Here is an 18474-nt window from a genome sequence, read left to right as displayed (position 1 = left end):
CGGCTTGCCGGCGAATGGGCGAATCAGCAGATCAGCGCTGCACGACCCGCAGAGGTGCCTGTTCCTTGGGCAGTACCCGCTTGGCAACCACGTAGTGGCTCTGCCAGTAGGGTTTCTTCAGGGTGTCGATGGTCACTGCCTTGCCGCGCCGTGGGGCGTGGATAAAGCGGTCTTCGCCCAGGTAGATGGCGACGTGGTTGACCTTGCGGCTCTTGATGTTGAAGAACAGCAGATCGCCCGGCTTCAGGTCCTTGCGCTCGACCTTCTGCCCGTGGCCGCTGGCCATGGCGTTGGAGGTGCGTGGCAGGTCCACGGCGGCGACGTCATTGAAGGCGTAGCGCACCAGGCCGCTGCAATCGAAGCCTTTACTTGGGCTGCTGCCGCCCCAACGATAGGGGGTGCCCAGCACATTGACCGCACGGCTGAGGACAGTGGTGCTTGGCCGGCCGGCGTTGTTGGCCACCAGCTTGCTGTCGGCCTTGCTCAGGCGGGTGGGGTGCTTGATGGTGGTCTTGTTCTTGGCGGTGACCGTCGAAACATGGGGTTTCGGGGTGTAGCCATTAACGTTGGGAAGTCGTTGCTCACGGTTGGTGGCGTGGGCGGCCAGTGGCATTAATAGGCAAATGGTTAGCCATGTCTTGAAAAATGGTCGCATTAGGCAAGGCTCTTATTTGGTTAGCGCGCAACTTTATAACAGCTTTCAGGTCACTTCCGTGGCCGTTTGTCGATTCAACCTTGGGGTCAACTTCGGCAAAGAGGTGGCAACTTGACGCAGAAAACCGTCAGAAGTCAGGCAGTACAAGGCTTTGGCGGAACAGAAGGTAACATTGTCCACACGTCGAAAGCCTGTAAAAAAGTCACAAAGATTTTAAGAATATTTATCTATCACCTAGCAAGAGGCTCTTAATGAACACCTATCGTCAGGATGCATCTGCCCATGACACCCACAGCAAGGTGATCGGTTACCTGTTGTGGATTCTCGGTTTTACCGGCGCTCACCGCTTCTATTACGGCAAGCCGGTGACCGGGACCATTTGGTTCTTCACCCTTGGTCTATTGGGCATTGGCTGGCTGATCGACTTGTTCCTGATCCCGTCCATGGACCGGGAAGCGGACTTGCGCTTTACCTCTGGTCCCGTGGAATACAGCGTGGCTTGGATTCTGCTGACCTTCCTCGGGGTATTTGGCGTACATCGCATGTACCAGGGCAAATGGCTGAGCGGTGTGCTCTACCTGTTCACCGGTGGTTTGTTCTTCCTGGGGGTGCTGTACGACTTCTGGACCCTGAACGACCAGGTCTCCCTGGAAAACGCCAAACGCCGCTGATCCAGTCAGCGGCGCAGGCGGTGATGGCGTTGCATGGGGCTGTTGCCGCAGGCGGCCATCAGGAGCGGCGGCTCCTTCGGAGCCGTTTGCAGCCTGCGGCAGCGGCTACAGGGCGCCAGCCAGGCAATCAGCCTTGATAGCTGATATGCCCATCCACCAGGGTGTAGCGCACGGCGCCCGGCAGGCTATGGCCGAGGAATGGGCAGTTCTCGCCCTTGGACAGCCAGCGCTCGCCGGCCACGGTGGAACTGGCCGGGTCGAACAGCACCAGGTCCGCTGCACCCCCTTCCACCAGCTTGCCCGCCGGCAGGCGCAAGGCCTCGGCAGGACCAGCGCTGAGGCGCGCCAGCAGGGTCGGCAGGTCCAGTAAACCGTCCTGAACCAGGGTCAGGGCCAGTGGCAGCAGCAACTCGACGCTGCTGATGCCGGGCTCGGTGGCTCCGAACGGCGCCAGCTTGGCATCGCGCTCGTGGGGCTGGTGATGGCTGGAGATGGCTTGCACCACCCCGGACTTCACCGCCTCGCGCAGGGCATCACGGTCGGCCCGCGAGCGCAGTGGCGGCTGCACGTGATACAGGCTGGAGAAGTCGATCAGCGCCTCATCGGTGAGGATCAACTGATACAGCGCCACATCGGCGGTCACTGGCAGGCCGCGGGCCTGGGCCTGGGCGATCAGCTCAACGCCCCGGGCGCTGGTCAGCTGGCTGAAGTGAGCGCGCACGCCGCTTTGTTCCACCAGCAGCAGGTCCCGGGCCAGGGCCACGGTTTCCGCGCTTTCGGGAATCCCCGGCAAACCGAGGAAGCTGGCGGTAGCACCTTCATGGGCCAGGCCGCCTTCGGCCAGGTCGCGGTCCTGGGAGTGGAAGATCACCGTCAGGTCGAAGGTGGCGGCGTATTCCAGGGCGCGGCACAGGGTGCGGGTGCTGCGGAAACCGTCCAGGCCATTGCCGAAGGCCACGCAGCCGGCGTCACGCAACGCGATCAGCTCGGCCAACTGCTCGCCTTCCAGGCCCTTGCTCAGAGCCCCGATCGGGAAGACTTTGCTGTTGCCGGCTTCCCGGGCGCGGTCGAGGATCAGTTCGGCCACGGCCGAGGTATCCAGTACCGGTTTGGTATGCGGCGGGCAGCACAGGCTGGTGACGCCACCGGCCGCGGCGGCGCGGGTTTCGCTGGCGATGCTGCCCTTGCGGCTGTAGCCCGGCTCGCGCAGGGCCACGCTCAGGTCCACCAGGCCGGGCGCGGCCACCAGGCCCTTGGCGTCGATGATAGTGACGGCATTGAAACCATTGGGGGCGGCGCCGATGGCGACGATCTTGCCGGCTTCCAGGTGCAGATCAGTGGTTTGATCCAGGCCGCTGCTTGGATCGATGACGCGGGCGCCGAGAATGCTGAGCTTCACTGGGCGTTCTCCTGCTCGAATTGTCGCTGGGCGGTCTGCCCGCTCATGGCCATGGACAGCACGGCCATGCGCACTGCAATGCCGTAGGTCACCTGATTGAGGATCACCGAGTGCGGACCGTCGGCCACCGCCGATTCGATCTCCACGCCGCGGTTGATCGGGCCCGGGTGCATGACGATGGCGTCGGGCTTGGCCCCGGCCAGGCGTGCGGTGGTCAGGCCGAACAGGCGGTAGAACTCGCCTTCGCTGGGCAGCAGGCCGCCCTGCATGCGCTCACGTTGCAGGCGCAGCATGATCACCACGTCCACGTCTTTCAGGCCTTCGGTCATGTCGGTGTAGACCTTGACCCCATACTGCTCGATGCCGATGGGCAGCAGGGTTTTCGGTGCGATCACGCGGATGTCCGGGCAGCCGAGGGTTTTCAGCGCCAGCATGTTCGAGCGGGCTACCCGCGAGTGCAGGATGTCGCCGACGATGGCCACCGAGAGGTTCTCGAAGCCGCCCTTGTGCCGGCGGATGGTCAGCATGTCGAGCATGCCCTGGGTCGGGTGGGCGTGACGGCCGTCGCCGCCGTTGATGATCGCTACCTGAGGGCACACGTGTTCGGCGATGAAGTGCGCGGCGCCGGAGTCGCCGTGGCGTACCACGAACATGTCGGCGGCCATGGCTTCCAGGTTGCGCAGGGTATCCAGCAGGGTTTCACCCTTGCTCGCCGAGGAGGTCGAGACATTCAGGGTGATCACGTCCGCCGACAGCCGCTGGGCCGCCAGTTCGAAGGTGGTGCGGGTCCGGGTGGAGTTCTCGAAGAACACGTTGCACACGGTCTTGCCGCGCAGCAGCGGGACTTTCTTGACCGCCCGGGCGCCGACTTCGAGGAAGGAGTCGGCGGTGTCGAGGATTTCTGTCAGCAGCTCGCGGTTCAGGCCGTCGAGGGACAGGAAATGGCGCAGCTGGCCCTGATCGTTGAGCTGCAGCGGGCGCTTGGCGTCTAGAGGCGTCATCGCAATGGACTCTTAAAAGGGCGAGTTAGAGGGCGAGGTCTTGGAGCTCGAGTTGAAGCGGCGCAGGACCGGACAATTTTACCCGCTCGTGGGCGGCCAGCGACAGGGTCGCGCCCACCACATTCGGACGAATCGGCAGCTCGGCGGCGTTCAGGTCCAGCAGGCAGACCAGGGTCACGCTGGCTGGACGGCCATAGTCGAACAGCTCGTTGAGGGCGGCGCGGATGGTCCGGCCGCTCATCAGCACGTCATCGATCAGCACCAGATGCTGGCCTTCGATCTCGAACGGCAGTTCCGAAGGGCGAACTTGCGGGTGCAGGCCGTTCTGGCTGAAGTCGTCGCGGTAGAAGGACACATCCAGGGTGCCCAGGGGGGCGTCGCTGCCCAGGGCTTCCAACAGGGCCTGGGCCACCCACACGCCACCGGTACGGATACCGATGAAGCGCGGCTCGCTGATGGCGCGCTGGGCCAGGTGGGCGTTGAGATCAGTGGCCATCTGGCTGATCAGGGCGGCGGGATTGGGCAGGCTCATGGTGGCTCCTTCGTGGGCTCGCGCCTGCTGCCGGGCAGCAGGGCACGGGAACTTACGGCTGGTGTTGGGCCAGGAGGCGCGCAGCCTTGGGCCGCGCATCTTCAGGATTCGGGATCTCAGGTATTCAACAGCGTGGCGTTTTCGTCGAGCCAGCCCTGCAGCAGCAGGGCCGCGGCGATGGCGTCTACCGGGTTGTCGCGGTAACTGCCTTTCTGCCCGCCCCGGGCCAGGCGTTCGCCCTTGGCCTCGAAGGTGGTCAGGCGTTCATCGTGGGTATAGAAGGGCACATTGAAGCGGCCGTTCAGGCGCCGGGCGAACTTCTCGGCGCGCACGCACATGTCGCTGGGGCTGCCGTCCATGTTCAGGGGCAGGCCCACCACCACGGCGTCGGGTTTCCATTCCGTCATCAGCGCTTGCACCTGATTCCAGTCCGGCACGCCGTTCTGCGCCTTCAAGGTGCACAGCTCCCGGGCCTGGCCGGTGATGGCCTGGCCGACGGCAACGCCGATCTGCTTGGTGCCGTAGTCGAAGCCCAGGATCAGTCGCAAGGCCATCAGGCGTGCCCCGCCTGGCTGGTGAGCAGGCTGAGGTTGACCCCCAGGTGCCGGGCGGCGGCTTCCAGGCGCAATTCGCTGCTGGTGTTGAACAGGATGTCGGCGTCGAAGGGGCAGGTCAGCCAGGCGTTGTCCGCCAGTTCGGCTTCCAGCTGCCCGGCTTCCCAGCCGGCATAGCCCAGGGCGATCAGGCTCTTGGCCGGGCCCACGCCGTCGGCAATGGCGAACAGCACATCCTGGGAGGTGGACAGGGACAGTCCTTCGAATTCCACCGTGGCCTGATAGATCGGGCCGTTGGGGTGCAGGACAAAACCGCGATCAGTCTGCACCGGGCCGCCGCTGAAGATCGGCACATGCTGGCACAGCAGCGACGGTTCTTCGTCGGGGCGCAATTGTTCGAGGATATCGGCCAGGCTCAGGTCCAGGGGCCGATTGATCACCAGGCCCATGGCGCCGCTGGCATTGTGCTCGACGATATAGGTCAACGTCTGGGCAAAATTCGGGTCGGCCATATGGGGCATGGCGATCAGGAAGTGATGCTTGAGATAGCTGGGGCTGACATTTTTCATGAGCGCTAGTGTGGCGGTGGCGGGCCCGGCTGACAAGCGCGCCCTGTGCAGGAGCTGGCTTGCCAGCGAAGGCGTCATTGGGATTTGCGCCACTCTGTCGGGCCTCTTCGAGGCCGCAGGGGCGAACGATCAGTTGCTGGACAGTTTGTCGCCCCGGGCGAAGCGCCAGGTGCGGATGATTTCCAGGCGGTCGATGTCCGACAGATCGCCGGTAAAGGGGGCGAACGGCGCCGCCAGGCGCACGATGCGTTGGGCGGCCTGGTCCAGCAGCGGCTGACCGGAGGACTCCAGCACCAGCACTTCGTACAGGGAACCGTCGCGGTTGATCGAGACCATCAGCCGCAAGTTGCCGTAGATCTGCTTGCGCCGGGCTTCCTCGGGGTAGTTGAGGTTGCCGATGCGCTCGACCTTCTTGCGCCACTCGTCCTTATACCAGGCGCCCTTGTCGCGCATGGTGGAGGCGGCGCTCAGGCGGTGGATGCGTGGACGCTTGGCGTACAGCTGCTGTTCGTTGGCCAGTTCGGCTTCCAGGCTGGAAATCTCGCTGGACAGTTGGGCGCTGTCGAAACGCGGGGTATCGGCCTTGGGCGTCGGGTCTTTCTTGACCTCTTCACGCTGGGTCACGGTCTTTTTCGGCTTCGGCGCGGTGGTGGCCACGGCCGCTTTGGGCGCGACTTCCTTGACTTCAGGTTTGACTGACGGTGGCGGCACGACCTTTTTCACCGAGTTGTCCTGAAAGGGGGCGACTTCGGTGGTTTTCGGAATGGCTTTCTTGTCCAGGGTGCCGCTGCCTTCCTGGTTTTCCTGGGCGAGGAAGTCGGCCTTCTTCGGCTTGGTCTCGCTCTTGAAGGTGGCCAGGGTGATTTCCAGGGTCTTGCTGATCGCCTTGGGTTCGGCAAAGGAAAAGCCCAGGCCGAGGATCAGTGCCAGGTGCAGGAGCGCCGCCAGGAACAGGGTAAATCCCAGGCGATCGGCCGCGCGCACGCCGCTATGGGCCAGCTCGGGGGGCAGATCGGACGGGAGGTTCATCGACGGTTCGACATCACAGGAGGCATCACACAACCAACATCACGGTTTCACAGGCGGCGCATGATAACGCAATGTTGGTTTCAAGCCTTGAGTGCCAAGCTTCAAGCGACAAGCTGCAGCTTGATGCAGATCAAGCTTGCGGCTTGTTGCTGGCGGCTTGCAGTTTACGTTCGATGGCATCCATCAGCCGCGCGCCGATCTGGGTGCCGAAGGCATTGTCGATTTCACGGATGCAGGTGGGGCTGGTGACGTTGATTTCCGTCAGGTGCTCGCCGATCACGTCGAGGCCGACGAACAGCAGGCCCTTGGCCCGCAGAGTCGGGCCGACCTGAGCGGCAATCCAGCGATCCTTGTCGCTCAGTGGACGGGCCTCGCCACGACCGCCGGCGGCCAGGTTGCCACGGGTTTCACCGGCGGCGGGGATGCGCGCCAGGCAGTAATCCACCGGTTCGCCATCGATCATCAGGATGCGCTTGTCGCCGTCCTTGATGGCCGGCAGGTAGGCCTGGGCCATGATCTGCTGGCTGCCGAGCACGGTCAGGGTTTCCAGGATTACCGACAGGTTCGGGTCGCCGGCGCGGTGACGGAAGATCGAGGTGCCGCCCATGCCGTCCAGGGGCTTGAGAATCACATCGCCATGCTGGGCGGCGAACTCGCGCAATACATCGGCGCGACGGCTGACCACGGTGGGCGGGGTGCACTGGGGGAACAGGGTGGCAAACAGCTTTTCATTGCAGTCGCGCAGGCTCTGGGGCTTGTTGACCACCAGCACGCCGGCGCTTTCGGCCTGTTCCAGCAGGTAGGTGGAGTAGACGAACTCCATGTCGAAGGGCGGGTCCTTGCGCATCAGGATCACGTCCAGATCGCTCAGCGGGCAGTCGATCTCGGCGTCCAGCTCGAACCATTTCTCCGGGTTGGCGAACACCTGCAGCGGCCGCATGCGCGCCCGGGCCACGCCGGCGCCCTGGTACAGGTCGCGCTGCTCCATATAGAAGAGGGTCCAGCCGCGCTCCTGGGCGGCCAGCAGCATGGCCAGCGAGCTGTCCTTCTTGTAGGAAATGCTGGCGATAGGGTCCATGACAATCCCGACGCGAACGCTCATGGGTGGATTCCTTTAAGAAAATGAGTGGAAGCAAGGCAAAAAAAGTGGCGTCAGAGTGGCGCTGACAAGGGCCTGGGTCAAGGAAAAACCACTGCCTGGCGTGGTCCATAGATTGCAGGGGGGAGAGTGTGCTAAAAAGGCTCGCAGGCCGGGCCGAGGCCTTGAAGTTCAAGGGTTTGGGGCGTTGGCCAGCAGTACCGGATCAAATCATTCGCTGGGGCGATGGCAGAGCAGATATGGAACAGCATTCCAACGCCTTGAAGGTGATGGTGATCGACGATTCGAAGACGATTCGCCGCACGGCCGAAATGCTGCTGAAGAACGTCGGCTGTGAAGTCATTACCGCAGTGGACGGCTTCGAAGCGCTGTCGAAGATCGTCGACCACCACCCCGGAATCATTTTCGTCGACATCATGATGCCGCGGCTCGACGGTTATCAGACCTGTGCGCTGGTGAAGAACCACAGCGCGTTCAAGTCCATTCCCGTGATCATGCTGTCCTCCAAGGACGGCCTGTTCGACAAGGCCAAGGGGCGTATCGTCGGCTCCGACCAGTTTTTGACCAAACCCTTCAGCAAGGAAGAACTGCTGAGCGCAATCAAGGCCCACGTTCCGGACTTTGTCGCGCTTGCGCCACAGTAGACACGCACAATGGCGTCCGGCCCGCGGGCCGCGCGCCTATACCGTATGGGGAAGACCATGGCTCGTATTCTGATCGTCGATGACTCGCCGACTGAAATGTACAAACTCACCGGCATGCTGGAAAAGCACGGCCATGAAGTGCTCAAGGCCGAGAACGGTGCCGATGGCGTGGCCCTGGCCCGGGAAGAAAAACCCGATGCGGTGCTGATGGACATCGTCATGCCCGGCCTCAACGGCTTCCAGGCCACCCGGCAGTTGACCAAGGACGCCGAGACCAGCCACATCCCGGTGATCATCATCACCACCAAGGATCAGGAAACCGACAAGGTCTGGGGCACCCGCCAGGGCGCCAAGGACTACCTGACCAAGCCGGTGGACGAAGAGACCCTGATCAAGACCCTGAACAACGTCCTGGCCGGCTGATCGCCCGGCCATGAGCGAATCCCAGACCGCCTTCGAGCTGCTGCTGGAGATCGACCAGCGCTGCCGCCTGCTGGCTGCCGACCTGCCGTCCCAGGAAACCCGCCAGCACAGCTGGAGCGGTATCGGTTTCCGCCTGGGAGAGCACTGGTACGTCGCGGCCATGGGCGAGATCAGCGAGGTCCTGCACGAGCCGCGCTACACCCTGCTGCCCGGGGTCAAACCCTGGGTCAAGGGCGTGGCCAACCTGCGTGGGCGCCTGCTGCCGATCATGGACCTGTGCGGTTTTTTCGGTCATGAACTGTCGCCCCTGCGCAAGCAGCGGCGAGTGCTGGTGGTGGAGTACAAAGAGCTGTTCGCCGGCCTGCTGGTGGATGAGGTGGCCGGCCTGCAGCACTTTGCCCAGGACAGCCTGGAGCCCGGCCTTGGCGGATTCTGCGACGCCGCGATCAATCCCTACCTGCAAGGGCAGTTCCGTCGTGATCAGGTCTGGCAGGTGTTCAGCCCCTTCGCCCTGGCCCGTTCTCCCGGGTTCCTGGAGGTGGCGGCATGAATGACTCCCCGACGGCTGTGCAGCCCGTTTGCAGTGCCATGGCAGGCCCGTGCCTTCCTGGATCAATCCATGCTGCCCTGGCGATGCGTGCGTCCCGGGGACCCGAACGCGGGACCGCCCGCTCGCCACAGGCCTGATCGATGACCAAAGCCAAAACCGGCAAGCCCCTGGAGGGCTCCCGCAGTCGCTCGCAGATCATCGTGCTGTTCATCGCACTGATCGTGTTCATCATGCTGCTGTTCGCCAACTTCGCTTACCTCAATACCCAGGCCACCTACGACAAGCAGTACATCGGCCATGCCGGCGAGCTGCGGGTGCTGTCCCAGCGCATCGCCAAGAACGCCACCGAAGCGGCGGCGGGCAAGGCCGCGGCGTTCAAGCTGCTGGGGGATGCACGCAACGACTTTGCCCAGCGCTGGGGCTATCTGAAGAAGGGCGACCCGGCCACCGGCCTGCCCGGGGCCCCGGTGGCCCTGCGCCAGGAAATGCGCGCCGTACAGCTGGACTGGGAAAAACTGCTGAAGAACACCGACGCGATCCTGGCCAGCGAACAGACGGTGTTGTCCCTGCATCAGGTGGCTGCGACCCTGGCGGAAACCGTGCCGCAGTTGCAGGTGGAATACGAAAAGGTGGTGGAGATCCTGCTCCAGCGCGGCGCCCCGGCAGCCCAGGTGGCCATGGCCCAGCGCCAGTCGCTGTTGGCCGAACGGATTCTCGGTGCGGTGAATACGGTGCTGGCCGGCGACGAAAACGCCGTGCAGGCCGCCGATGCATTCGGCCGCGATGCCGCGCGTTTCGGCCAGGTGCTCAACGGCATGCTGCAAGGCAACCCGGGGCTGAAGATCAGCCAGGTCGAAGACCTCGACGCCCGGTCCCGCCTGACGGAGATTTCCGAACTGTTCGAGTTCGTTTCCGGTTCCGTGGACGAGATCCTCGAAACCTCGCCCGAGCTGTTCCAGGTCCGCGAATCGGCGAGCAACATCTTCAGCCTGTCCCAGACCCTGCTGGACGAAGCCTCGCTGCTGGCCACCGGCTTCGAGAACCTGGCCGGCAGCCGCAAGCTGGACACCATCGGCGGTTACGTCCTGGGCCTGCTGGCACTGGCGTCGATCATCCTCATCGGCCTGGTGATGGTCCGCGAAACCAACCGCCAGTTGCGGGAAACCGCCGAGAAGAACGAGCGCAACCAGAACGCGATCATGCGTCTGCTGGATGAGATCGAGGACCTGGCGGACGGCGACCTGACAGTGACCGCTTCGGTGACCGAGGACTTCACCGGCACCATTGCCGATTCCATCAACTATTCCGTCGACCAACTGCGCGACCTGGTGGCCACCATCAACCTCACGGCGGGTCAGGTGGCCGGCGCGGTGCAGGAAACCCAGGCCACCGCCATGCAACTGGCGGAAGCCTCGGAGCATCAGGCGCAGCAGATTTGCGAAGCCTCCACGGCGATCAACGACATTGCCCAGTCCATCGATCAGGTCTCGGCCACCGCGGCGGAGTCCTCGGCGGTGGCCGAGCGCTCGGTGGAGATCGCCAACAAGGGCAACGAAGTGGTGCACAACACCATCCACGGCATGGACAACATTCGTGAACAGATCCAGGACACCGCCAAGCGCATCAAGCGTCTGGGTGAGTCTTCCCAGGAAATCGGCGATATCGTCAGCCTGATCGACGACATTGCCGACCAGACCAACATCCTGGCCCTCAACGCGGCGATCCAGGCCTCCATGGCCGGGGATGCCGGGCGCGGTTTTGCCGTGGTGGCCGATGAAGTGCAACGGTTGGCGGAGCGCTCCTCGGCGGCCACGCGACAGATCGAGACCCTGGTGCGGGCGATCCAGACCGATACCAACGAGGCGGTGATCTCCATGGAGCAGACCACCACCGAAGTGGTGCGCGGTGCGCGCCTGGCCCAGGACGCTGGGGTGGCCCTGGAAGAAATCGAAGGCGTATCCAGGACCCTGGCGGCGCTGATCCAGAGCATCTCCAATGCGGCCCAGCAACAGACCTCCTCGGCCGGTCAGATTTCCCTGACCATGAACGTGATCCAGCAGATCACCTCGCAAACCTCGTCCGGCTCCACTGCGACCGCCGAGAGCATCGGCAACCTGGCGAAGATGGCCAGCCAACTGCGCCGCTCTGTATCCGGCTTTACCCTGCCGGCGACCCGGGGACCGGCCCCGAATGACAACCGCTGACGCTGGGAACCCGTTTGCGATCTGGCGAGCACAGAAGGTTTTGACTGGAGTGGTTATGGTTGACCGGCATGACTATGTGGCCCTGGAATGGGTCAAGGGCGAAATTGCCGAGACCTTGAAGCAGGCCTATCAGGCACTGGAGCACCTGGCGGACGATCCCCAGGCCTTGGACGCCCTCGACCAGTGCCTGGAGGGGATTCATCAGGTCCATGGCAGCCTGCAGATGGTGGAGTTCTACGGCGCCGCGCTGTTGGCCGAGGAGATGGAGAAACTCGCCCTGGCCCTGCAGCAACAGCGGGTGGCCCAGCGTGACGAAGCCCTGCGCCTGCTGCGCCAGGCCATCAGCCAGTTGCCCCAGTACCTGGACCGGGTGCAGAGCGCCCGGCGCGACCTGCCGTTGGTGGTGTTGCCACTGCTCAACGACCTGCGCAGCGCCCGGGGTGAAAGCCTGCTTTCGGAAACCAGCCTGTTCAGCCCGCAATTGCCCAGCCTGCCGCCTCTTTCCGACAAGGCCCTGGCAGCCCTGGAACCCCTGGAATTCCCGACCCAGTTGCGCAAGCTGCGACACATGCTGCAGACCGCGCTGGTGGACCTGCTGCGTGAGCAGGACGCCGACATTTGCCTGGGCCACATGGCCAAGGTCTTCGAGCGCCTGGAGGCCCTGTGCCAGGATGCACCGCTGGCGCCCTTGTGGCATATCGCCTCGGCCCTGGTGGAAGGCATGCGCCAGAACGAAATCGCCAACAGCCCGGCGGTGCGCAGCCTGCTCAAGGACGCCGACAAGGAACTCAAGCGGCTCCTGGAGCAGGGCATGCCCGGCATCAACCAGGCGGCGCCCGCCGAGTTGCTCAAGAGCCTGTTGTTCTACATCGCCAAGGCGCGCCATCCCACTCCATTGATGCTGACCATGAAAGAACGTTACGGACTGGACGATGCCTTGCCCGACAGCGCGGTGGTCGATGAGGAGCGGGCCCGCATGGCCGGCCCCGATCGCGATGCCATGCGTTCGGTGCTGGCGGCCGTGTGCGACGGCCTGGTGCGGGTCAAGGAGCGCCTCGACCTGTTCGTGCGCAGCGATCGCCAGCATGCCGGCGACCTGGACAGCCTGCTGTCGCCGCTGCGGCAGATCGCCGACACCCTGGCGGTGCTGGGGTTCGGCCAGCCGCGCAAGGTGATCATCGACCAGTTGGCGGTGGTGCAGAGTCTGGCTCAGGGCCAGCGGGCGCCGGACGACGCGGTGTTGATGGATGTGGCCGGTGCCCTGTTGTATGTCGAGGCGACCCTGGCCGGCATGGTCGGTACTGTGGAGCCGGAGAGTCGCGAAGAAAGCCGCCTGCCCACCACCGACCTGACCCAGATCCACCAACTGGTGATCAGGGAGGCACGGCTCTGCCTGCAGCAGGCCAAGGACCTGATCATCGAGTGCATCGAAGGTGACTGGGAGCGCGAGCTACTGGTTTCGCTGCCAGAGCTGCTGACCCAGGTGCGCGGTGCCCTGGCGATGATTCCGCTGCCCCGCGCCGCCAGCCTGATGGAGGCCTGCAACCAGTTCATCGTCGAGCATCTGCTGCTGGCGCAACCCAGGCCGGCCTGGCAGCAACTGGACCATCTGGCTGACGTGATCACCAGCCTGGAGTACTACCTGGAGCGCTTGAGCGAGGACCATGAAGCCCCGGGCGAAAAGATCCTCGACGTTGCCGAGCAAGGCCTGGCCGCCCTCGGCTATGTACCGGTGGAACAGGTGCCGTTGCTGGATCAGCCCCTGAGTCCCAACCAGGCCCAAGTGGCGCAGGACCTGCAGGCGCAGGATGATCCCCAGGTGGCGCAGTCCCTGGCGGATGCGCTGGCGCTGCCGGTATCGGCCCTCAACCCGCCGGCCCTGATCACCCCGGGCAGCCTGCTGCCGCCCCCTCGGGACGAGGAGCCCGTGGACGACGAACTGCGGGAAGTGTTCCTCGAAGAAACCGAGGAAGTGCTGGAAATGCTTCGCGAGTACTTGCCGCGCTGGGCGGCCGACCCCCAGGGCACGTCCGCCCTGAGTGAGCTGCGGCGGGCCTTTCATACCCTCAAGGGCAGCGGCCGCATGGTGCGCGCGCTGGTGCTGGGGGAGTTGGCCTGGGCGGTGGAGAACCTCCTCAATCGGGTGCTGGAACACAGCGTGGCCCCCGGCCCCGAGGTCCTGCAGCTGGTGGCGGACACGCTGGAGCTGTTGCCTGAGCTGATCGCCGAATTCGCCGTCCAGGGTCAGCGTCAGCGCGATGATGTCGATCGCCTGGCGGCGCGTGCCCATGCCCTGGCCAAGGGCGCCGAGGAGCCTGCCAGCGTGGCGCCGGACGACCACGCCCTCGACCCGCAGTTGCTGGAAATCTTCCGTGCCGAAGCCCAGACTCACCTGGACAGCATCCAGCGTTTTCTCGATCAGGCCGCCGAGCACGTGCCGTTGCAGGCCAGCGACGCACTGCAACGTGCCCTGCACACCCTCAAGGGCAGCGCCTCCATGGCCGGAGTGCTGCCCATCGCCGAGCTGGCCGGGCCCTTCGACCAATTGGCCCGGGAGTACCGGGCGCACCTGATTCCCCTGGACCTGGACGAAGTGGAACTGCTGCTGGAGGCCGAAGGCCTGCTGCGCCGTGGCTTGCGGCAGCTGGACAGTGATCCGCTGGCGCCCATCGATGGTGCCCGCTCATTGGTCGGCCGCGTCCTGGTGCTGCTGGGGGAGCGGCTGGAAGCCTTGCTCAACGCCCCGGACAGTGCCCCTCGGGCCAAGCGCGATCCGCAACTGATCAACAACTTCCTGGCCCAGGGCATGGACATCCTGCTGGATGCCGAAAGCCTGTTGCGGCGTTGGCAGCAGCATCCCGGCGAGCGCCAGGAGCTCAGCGCCTTGCTGGACGAGTTGACCACCCTTGGCGAAGGCGCTCACCTGGCCGACCTGCATCCGGTGGATGAGCTGTGCGAGGCCCTGCTCGATCTCTATGGCGCCGTGGAGGAAAGCAGCCTGGCGGTCAGCGAGGGCTTCTTCAATGAAGCCGAAAGCGCCCATGAAGCCCTGATCAACATGCTCGACGAGCTGGCGGCGGGCCAGGAAGTCAGCCCGCGGCCGGAGCGGGTCGAGGCCCTGCGCGAACTGTTGCACCAGGGCCTCGACCCGTCCGCCACCGGCTTGATCAGAAGCGACGGCAGCCGTGTCCTGAGTATCAGTGAACTGGGGGCGGCCACCGCTGGCCTGGAGCAGGTTGCAGATCCTCTGCAAGCCGATGACGAGATCGTCGAGATCTTCCTCGAAGAAGCGGTGGATATCCTCGAAAGCGCCGACCAGGCCTTGCAGCGCTGGCTGGCCGATCCTGAAAATGCTGCACCGCTGTCGTCCCTGCAGCGGGACATGCATACCCTCAAGGGCGGTGCGCGCATGGCCGAAGTGGCCCCGGTGGCGGAACTGGCCCATGAGCTGGAGTCGCTGTACGAGGGGCTGGTGGACCGGCGCTACAGCCACAGTCAGCACCTGGGCCTGCTATTGCGCAGCAGCCATGAGCAGTTGGCGCTGCTGCTGGAACAATTGCAGGGGCAACGGCCGCTGGACGAGTCCCGGGCCCAGGTCGATGCCGTGCGGGCCTACCGGCAGCAGGCCGCAAGTCCTGCGGAGCCGGTGCCGAGCGCGGCGCAGGAAGACAGTGCCGCCCAGGACCCGGAGCTGCTGGAGATCTTCCTCGAAGAGGGCTTCGACATCATCGACAGCTCCGCCGCGGCCCTGGGGCGCTGGCAGGCCGACCCCCAGGCCCGCCAGGAAGTGGAAACCCTGCTGCGGGACCTGCACACCCTCAAGGGCGGTGCGCGGATGGTGGAGATTGCTCCCATCGGCGATCTGGCCCACGAGCTGGAGTTTCTCTTCGAAGGCCTGTCCGCCGGCCTGCTGCAACCCAGCCCGGCGCTGTTCACCCTGTTGCAGAAAAGTCACGACCGTCTGGCGCAGATGCTCGACGCAGCCCGGGCTGGCCAGCCCATCGAGGCGGCGCAGAAACTCATCGACGCCATCCACGACCTGAGTCATCCCCGTGTGCCGTCCACGTCTGGGGTGCCAACCCCGCTACCGGCGAGCAAGCCCGAGCCTGTTGCACCCGCTCCAGAAGCGGCGGCAGCCGGGGACATGGTCAAGGTATCGGCGGAGTTGCTGGACGACCTGGTGAACCTGGCCGGGGAGACGTCGATCTTTCGTGGCCGCATCGAACAACAGGTCAACGATGCCCGGGTGGCCCTCGGCGAGATGGAAACCACCATCGAGCGGATGCGTGACCAGCTGCGCCGCCTGGACACCGAGACCCAGGGACGGATTCTCAGCCGCCAGCAGGTGGAGGCCGAGCGCCTGGGCTACGAAGAGTTCGACCCCCTGGAAATGGATCGACACTCGCAGTTGCAGCAGCTGTCCCGGGCCCTGTTCGAATCGGCCTCGGACCTGCTGGACCTCAAGGAAACCCTCGACCGGCGCAACCATGACGCCGAGAACCTGTTGCAGCAGCAGGGGCGCATCAACACCGAGTTGCAAGAAGGCCTGATGCGCACCCGCATGGTGCCTTTCGAACGCATGGTGCCAAGGCTCAAGCGCATCGTGCGCCAAGTGGCCGAAGAGCTGGGCAAGGACGTGGAATTCGTGGTGGGCAATGCCGAGGGGGAAATGGACCGCAACGTGCTCGAACGCATGGTCGCGCCCCTGGAGCACATGCTGCGCAACGCCGTGGACCACGGCCTGGAATCCGTCGAGGCGCGGCTGGCCGCCGGCAAGCCGCGACAGGGGCGGATCACCCTCGACCTGTCCCGCGAGGGCGGCGACATCATCTTCGACATGCGCGACGACGGTGCCGGAGTGCCCCTGGAGGCGGTGCGCAACAAGGCCATCAAGCGCGGCCTGCTGGACCCGCAAGCCCCCATCAGCGACCGCGAGGTGCTGCAGTTCATCATGCAGCCGGGCTTTTCCACCGCCGAGAAGATCACCCAGATCTCCGGGCGCGGCGTCGGCATGGACGTGGTCCATGAAGAAGTACGCCAACTGGGCGGCAGCATGAGCATTGATTCGGTGGCTGGGCAGGGGGTGCATTTTCGTATCCGTTTGCCATTCACCGTCTCGGTCAACCGGGCATTGATGGTGCAGTGCGCCGACGAGCAGTACGCCATCCCGCTGAACACCGTGGAAGGCATCGTCCGGGTGCTGCCGGGTGAGCTGGACGCCTATTACCAACTCGACCCGCCGCGCTATGAATACGCCGGCCAGCGCTATGACCTGTGCTACCTGGGGGAGCTGCTGCACACCGTGCCGCGGCCCAAACTCCTGGGCCAGGTGCTGCCGTTGCCGGTGCTGCTGGTGCACTGCAACGAGCAGCGTATCGCGGTGCAGGTGGACACCACGGCCGGCACCCGGGAGATCGTGGTCAAGAGCCTGGGCCCGCAGTTCGCGGCGGTGCAGGGCCTGTCCGGTGCGACCATTCTCGGCGATGGCCGGGTGGTGCTGATTCTCGACCTGCTGGCGCATATCCGCGCACAGCAGTTGCAAGCGCCCGTGCCGCGTCCGGTCGGGGAAGAAGCACTCAGCGAGGTGGAGCCGCCACGGCCGATGCTGGTGCTGGTGGTGGATGACTCGGTCACCGTGCGCAAGGTCACCAGCCGCTTGCTGGAGCGCCACGGCATGAACGTGCTCACTGCCAAGGACGGAGTCGATGCCATGGCCGTGCTGGCCGAGCACACCCCGGACCTGATGCTGCTGGATATCGAGATGCCGCGCATGGACGGCTTCGAAGTGGCGATCCAGGTGCGTAACGATCCCCGTCTGCAGCACTTGCCGATCATCATGATCACCTCCCGTACCGGCCAGAAACACCGCGATCGGGCCATGGCCATTGGGGTCAACGACTACCTCGGCAAGCCTTATCAAGAGTCGGTGTTGCTGGAAAGCATCGCCCTGTGGAGCAAGAACCATGCTTGATCACCGCTCCAGCACCCTCACCGGTCTGTTGTTGCCCCTGGCTGACCGCACCCTGATCTTGCCGAACGTGGCGGTGGCCGAGTTGATCGACTACCAGCAGGGCGCCTTCGACCTGGACTCGCCACCCTGGTACCTGGGCCAGGTGCTCTGGCGCGAGCGGCGGATTCCGTTGATCAGTTTCGAATCGGCCTGTGGCAACAAGACGGTGATCGGCGAGCGGGCTCGCATCGTGGTGCTCAATGCCCTGGGCGGGCGCCCGGAACTGAAGTTCATCGCCTTGCTGGTGCAGGGCATTCCCCGCTCTTGCAAGCTCGACAGCCAACTGAGCTATGTCGACGTGCCCCTGGCCCCCCTGGAAAAAGCCGCGGTGCAGGTGGCCGAGCTGGTGGCCAAGGTGCCGGATCTGCTGGCGCTGGAAGAGTTGCTGGTGGGGGGGCTTTAGGGCCGCTTCGCCGGCAAGCCGGCTCCTGCACAAAACCGCCTGTAGGCGCGGGCTTGCCAGCGAAAGCAGCGCCTCAGGCAGTACGCAACCTGTCCCGCACTTCCATCAGCGCATAGCCCAGCAGGTTCAGGCCGCGCCATTGCTCCGGCCGGCTGGCCTTGGCGTCCTCGGCGGCCAGGCCAATGCCCCAGATCCGGTCCACCGGGCTGGCTTCCACCAGCACCTGGTCCCGGGTGGACAGCAAGTACTCGCCCAGGGCCGAGTGCTGGCTGAACTTGGCCAGGTTGCCCTGGACCACGATGTCGAAGCGCGCCGCTTGCCATTGCGTGTCATCGAAACCACGAACCTCACGGCCCAGTTGCTTCACATCGGCGGGCGTCACGGCCTTGAGGATGCGCCCGTGGGTTTCCCGGTCGTCGAACAGCAGGGCCTTGCCGGCCATCATGAAGTGCTCGGCGCTGGGATAGTGGATGCCCTCGATCTCGAAACCGGCGGCAAACCACTGGCTGAAGCAACTCGGGGAAGGGCGCCCGTCCCGGGTCGGCTGGTGCCCCCAGAACATCAGATAGTCGGGCTTCAGGCCGTGCTTGATCTGTTCCAGCAACGCCTGGTTCGAGCGAATCGGTGTGTCCATGCTGACTCTCATTGTTGTCTGCTCAGGCCATTGGCTGGCCGGTCCGGTGGGCATTGTGTACCGAGAGCGAGAAACGGCGCCATTGGCTTGGCAATCG

At 64.6% G+C, this 18474-nt stretch carries 16 protein-coding genes; 7 read left to right on the top strand and 9 right to left on the bottom strand.

What is annotated here, in order from left to right:
- Nucleotides 1-31: 31 nt before the first annotated feature.
- On the bottom strand, nt 32-655 hold the full coding sequence (locus DWF74_RS13785; protein WP_102862076.1) for a C40 family peptidase: 624 nt from the start codon (nt 653-655) through the stop codon (nt 32-34).
- Nucleotides 656-906: 251 nt separating this feature from the next.
- On the opposite strand from DWF74_RS13785, the gene DWF74_RS13780 reads away from it, so the two are divergent.
- Nucleotides 907-1326, top strand: coding sequence for an NINE protein (locus DWF74_RS13780; RefSeq protein WP_102862075.1), 420 nt, complete (start codon nt 907-909; stop codon nt 1324-1326).
- 127 nt (nt 1327-1453) lie between these two features.
- Here DWF74_RS13780 and DWF74_RS13775 read toward each other — a convergent pair whose 3' ends face one another.
- The 7 genes from DWF74_RS13775 to gshB form a co-directional block, all read right to left on the bottom strand.
- On the bottom strand, nt 1454-2725 hold the full coding sequence (locus DWF74_RS13775; RefSeq protein WP_115581138.1) for a dihydroorotase: 1272 nt from the start codon (nt 2723-2725) through the stop codon (nt 1454-1456).
- Nucleotides 2722-3726 carry an aspartate carbamoyltransferase catalytic subunit gene (locus DWF74_RS13770; protein ID WP_011064007.1) on the bottom strand — a complete coding sequence of 335 codons (1005 nt, stop codon included), beginning with the start codon at nt 3724-3726 and terminating at the stop codon, nt 2722-2724. The genes DWF74_RS13775 and DWF74_RS13770 overlap by 4 nt, the downstream gene beginning before the upstream one ends.
- A 25-nt stretch (nt 3727-3751) precedes the next feature.
- A complete protein-coding gene (gene pyrR, locus DWF74_RS13765) occupies nt 3752-4258 on the bottom strand; it encodes a bifunctional pyr operon transcriptional regulator/uracil phosphoribosyltransferase PyrR (protein WP_060841533.1) in 507 nt (168 codons plus the stop codon).
- 116 nt (nt 4259-4374) lie between these two features.
- The gene (gene ruvX, locus DWF74_RS13760; RefSeq protein ID WP_102862073.1) at nt 4375-4812 is read right to left on the bottom strand and encodes a Holliday junction resolvase RuvX; all 438 of its coding nucleotides are present in this window, start codon (nt 4810-4812) and stop codon (nt 4375-4377) included.
- The gene (locus DWF74_RS13755) at nt 4812-5381 is read right to left on the bottom strand and encodes a YqgE/AlgH family protein (protein WP_102862072.1); all 570 of its coding nucleotides are present in this window, start codon (nt 5379-5381) and stop codon (nt 4812-4814) included. The genes ruvX and DWF74_RS13755 overlap by 1 nt, the downstream gene beginning before the upstream one ends.
- Nucleotides 5382-5510: 129 nt before the next feature.
- A complete protein-coding gene (locus DWF74_RS13750; protein ID WP_102881163.1) occupies nt 5511-6410 on the bottom strand; it encodes an energy transducer TonB in 900 nt (299 codons plus the stop codon).
- Between the two features lie 130 nt (nt 6411-6540).
- Nucleotides 6541-7512, bottom strand: coding sequence for a glutathione synthase (gene gshB, locus DWF74_RS13745; protein WP_102881162.1), 972 nt, complete (start codon nt 7510-7512; stop codon nt 6541-6543).
- A gap of 236 nt (nt 7513-7748) precedes the next feature.
- On the opposite strand from gshB, the gene pilG reads away from it, so the two are divergent.
- The 6 genes from pilG (at nt 7749) to DWF74_RS13715 (ending at nt 17743) form a co-directional block, all read left to right on the top strand.
- On the top strand, nt 7749-8153 hold the full coding sequence (gene pilG / locus DWF74_RS13740) for a twitching motility response regulator PilG (protein ID WP_025131048.1): 405 nt from the start codon (nt 7749-7751) through the stop codon (nt 8151-8153).
- A 57-nt stretch (nt 8154-8210) separates the two neighbouring features.
- Entirely contained in the window at nt 8211-8576 is a 366-nt protein-coding gene (pilH, locus tag DWF74_RS13735) for a twitching motility response regulator PilH (protein ID WP_011064000.1), read from the top strand.
- Between the two features lie 10 nt (nt 8577-8586).
- Nucleotides 8587-9126: a chemotaxis protein CheW gene (locus DWF74_RS13730; protein WP_102881161.1), complete on the top strand. Its 540-nt coding sequence runs from the start codon at nt 8587-8589 to the stop codon at nt 9124-9126.
- Nucleotides 9127-9266: 140 nt separating this feature from the next.
- Nucleotides 9267-11330, top strand: coding sequence for a methyl-accepting chemotaxis protein (locus DWF74_RS13725; RefSeq protein ID WP_110652425.1), 2064 nt, complete (start codon nt 9267-9269; stop codon nt 11328-11330).
- Nucleotides 11331-11385: 55 nt separating this feature from the next.
- Nucleotides 11386-17301, top strand: a complete 5916-nt coding sequence (locus tag DWF74_RS13720; RefSeq protein WP_115581137.1) for an Hpt domain-containing protein — start codon at nt 11386-11388, stop codon at nt 17299-17301.
- Nucleotides 17294-17743 carry a chemotaxis protein CheW gene (locus DWF74_RS13715; protein ID WP_102862066.1) on the top strand — a complete coding sequence of 150 codons (450 nt, stop codon included), beginning with the start codon at nt 17294-17296 and terminating at the stop codon, nt 17741-17743. The genes DWF74_RS13720 and DWF74_RS13715 overlap by 8 nt, the downstream gene beginning before the upstream one ends.
- A gap of 73 nt (nt 17744-17816) precedes the next feature.
- Here DWF74_RS13715 and DWF74_RS13710 read toward each other — a convergent pair whose 3' ends face one another.
- On the bottom strand, nt 17817-18377 hold the full coding sequence (locus tag DWF74_RS13710) for an NADAR family protein (RefSeq protein WP_110594344.1): 561 nt from the start codon (nt 18375-18377) through the stop codon (nt 17817-17819).
- Nucleotides 18378-18474 lie beyond the last annotated feature (97 nt).

The sequence above is a fragment of the Pseudomonas protegens genome (assembly GCF_003363755.1).
In the GTDB taxonomy this organism is placed as follows: domain Bacteria; phylum Pseudomonadota; class Gammaproteobacteria; order Pseudomonadales; family Pseudomonadaceae; genus Aquipseudomonas; species Aquipseudomonas danubii.
The sequence above is the reverse complement of the archived record's forward strand: the minus strand, read 5'-3'. Positions and strand labels throughout refer to the sequence as shown.

Bases quoted from the DNA above. Each gene is read 5' to 3' on its own strand.
- pyrR (WP_060841533.1), bottom strand. From the start codon at position 4,258: ATGAGCCTGCCCAATCCCGCCGCCCTGATCAGCCAGATGGCCACTGAT.
- pilH (WP_011064000.1), top strand. From the start codon at position 8,211: ATGGCTCGTATTCTGATCGTCGATGACTCGCCGACTGAAATGTACAAA.
- DWF74_RS13755 (WP_102862072.1), bottom strand. From the start codon at position 5,381: ATGAAAAATGTCAGCCCCAGCTATCTCAAGCATCACTTCCTGATCGCC.
- pilG (WP_025131048.1), top strand. From the start codon at position 7,749: ATGGAACAGCATTCCAACGCCTTGAAGGTGATGGTGATCGACGATTCG.
- DWF74_RS13750 (WP_102881163.1), bottom strand. From the start codon at position 6,410: ATGAACCTCCCGTCCGATCTGCCCCCCGAGCTGGCCCATAGCGGCGTG.
- DWF74_RS13720 (WP_115581137.1), top strand. From the start codon at position 11,386: ATGGTTGACCGGCATGACTATGTGGCCCTGGAATGGGTCAAGGGCGAA.
- DWF74_RS13730 (WP_102881161.1), top strand. From the start codon at position 8,587: ATGAGCGAATCCCAGACCGCCTTCGAGCTGCTGCTGGAGATCGACCAG.
- DWF74_RS13725 (WP_110652425.1), top strand. From the start codon at position 9,267: ATGACCAAAGCCAAAACCGGCAAGCCCCTGGAGGGCTCCCGCAGTCGC.
- DWF74_RS13715 (WP_102862066.1), top strand. From the start codon at position 17,294: ATGCTTGATCACCGCTCCAGCACCCTCACCGGTCTGTTGTTGCCCCTG.
- DWF74_RS13710 (WP_110594344.1), bottom strand. From the start codon at position 18,377: ATGGACACACCGATTCGCTCGAACCAGGCGTTGCTGGAACAGATCAAG.
- gshB (WP_102881162.1), bottom strand. From the start codon at position 7,512: ATGAGCGTTCGCGTCGGGATTGTCATGGACCCTATCGCCAGCATTTCC.
- DWF74_RS13780 (WP_102862075.1), top strand. From the start codon at position 907: ATGAACACCTATCGTCAGGATGCATCTGCCCATGACACCCACAGCAAG.
- DWF74_RS13785 (WP_102862076.1), bottom strand. From the start codon at position 655: ATGCGACCATTTTTCAAGACATGGCTAACCATTTGCCTATTAATGCCA.
- DWF74_RS13770 (WP_011064007.1), bottom strand. From the start codon at position 3,726: ATGACGCCTCTAGACGCCAAGCGCCCGCTGCAGCTCAACGATCAGGGC.
- ruvX (WP_102862073.1), bottom strand. From the start codon at position 4,812: ATGGCCTTGCGACTGATCCTGGGCTTCGACTACGGCACCAAGCAGATC.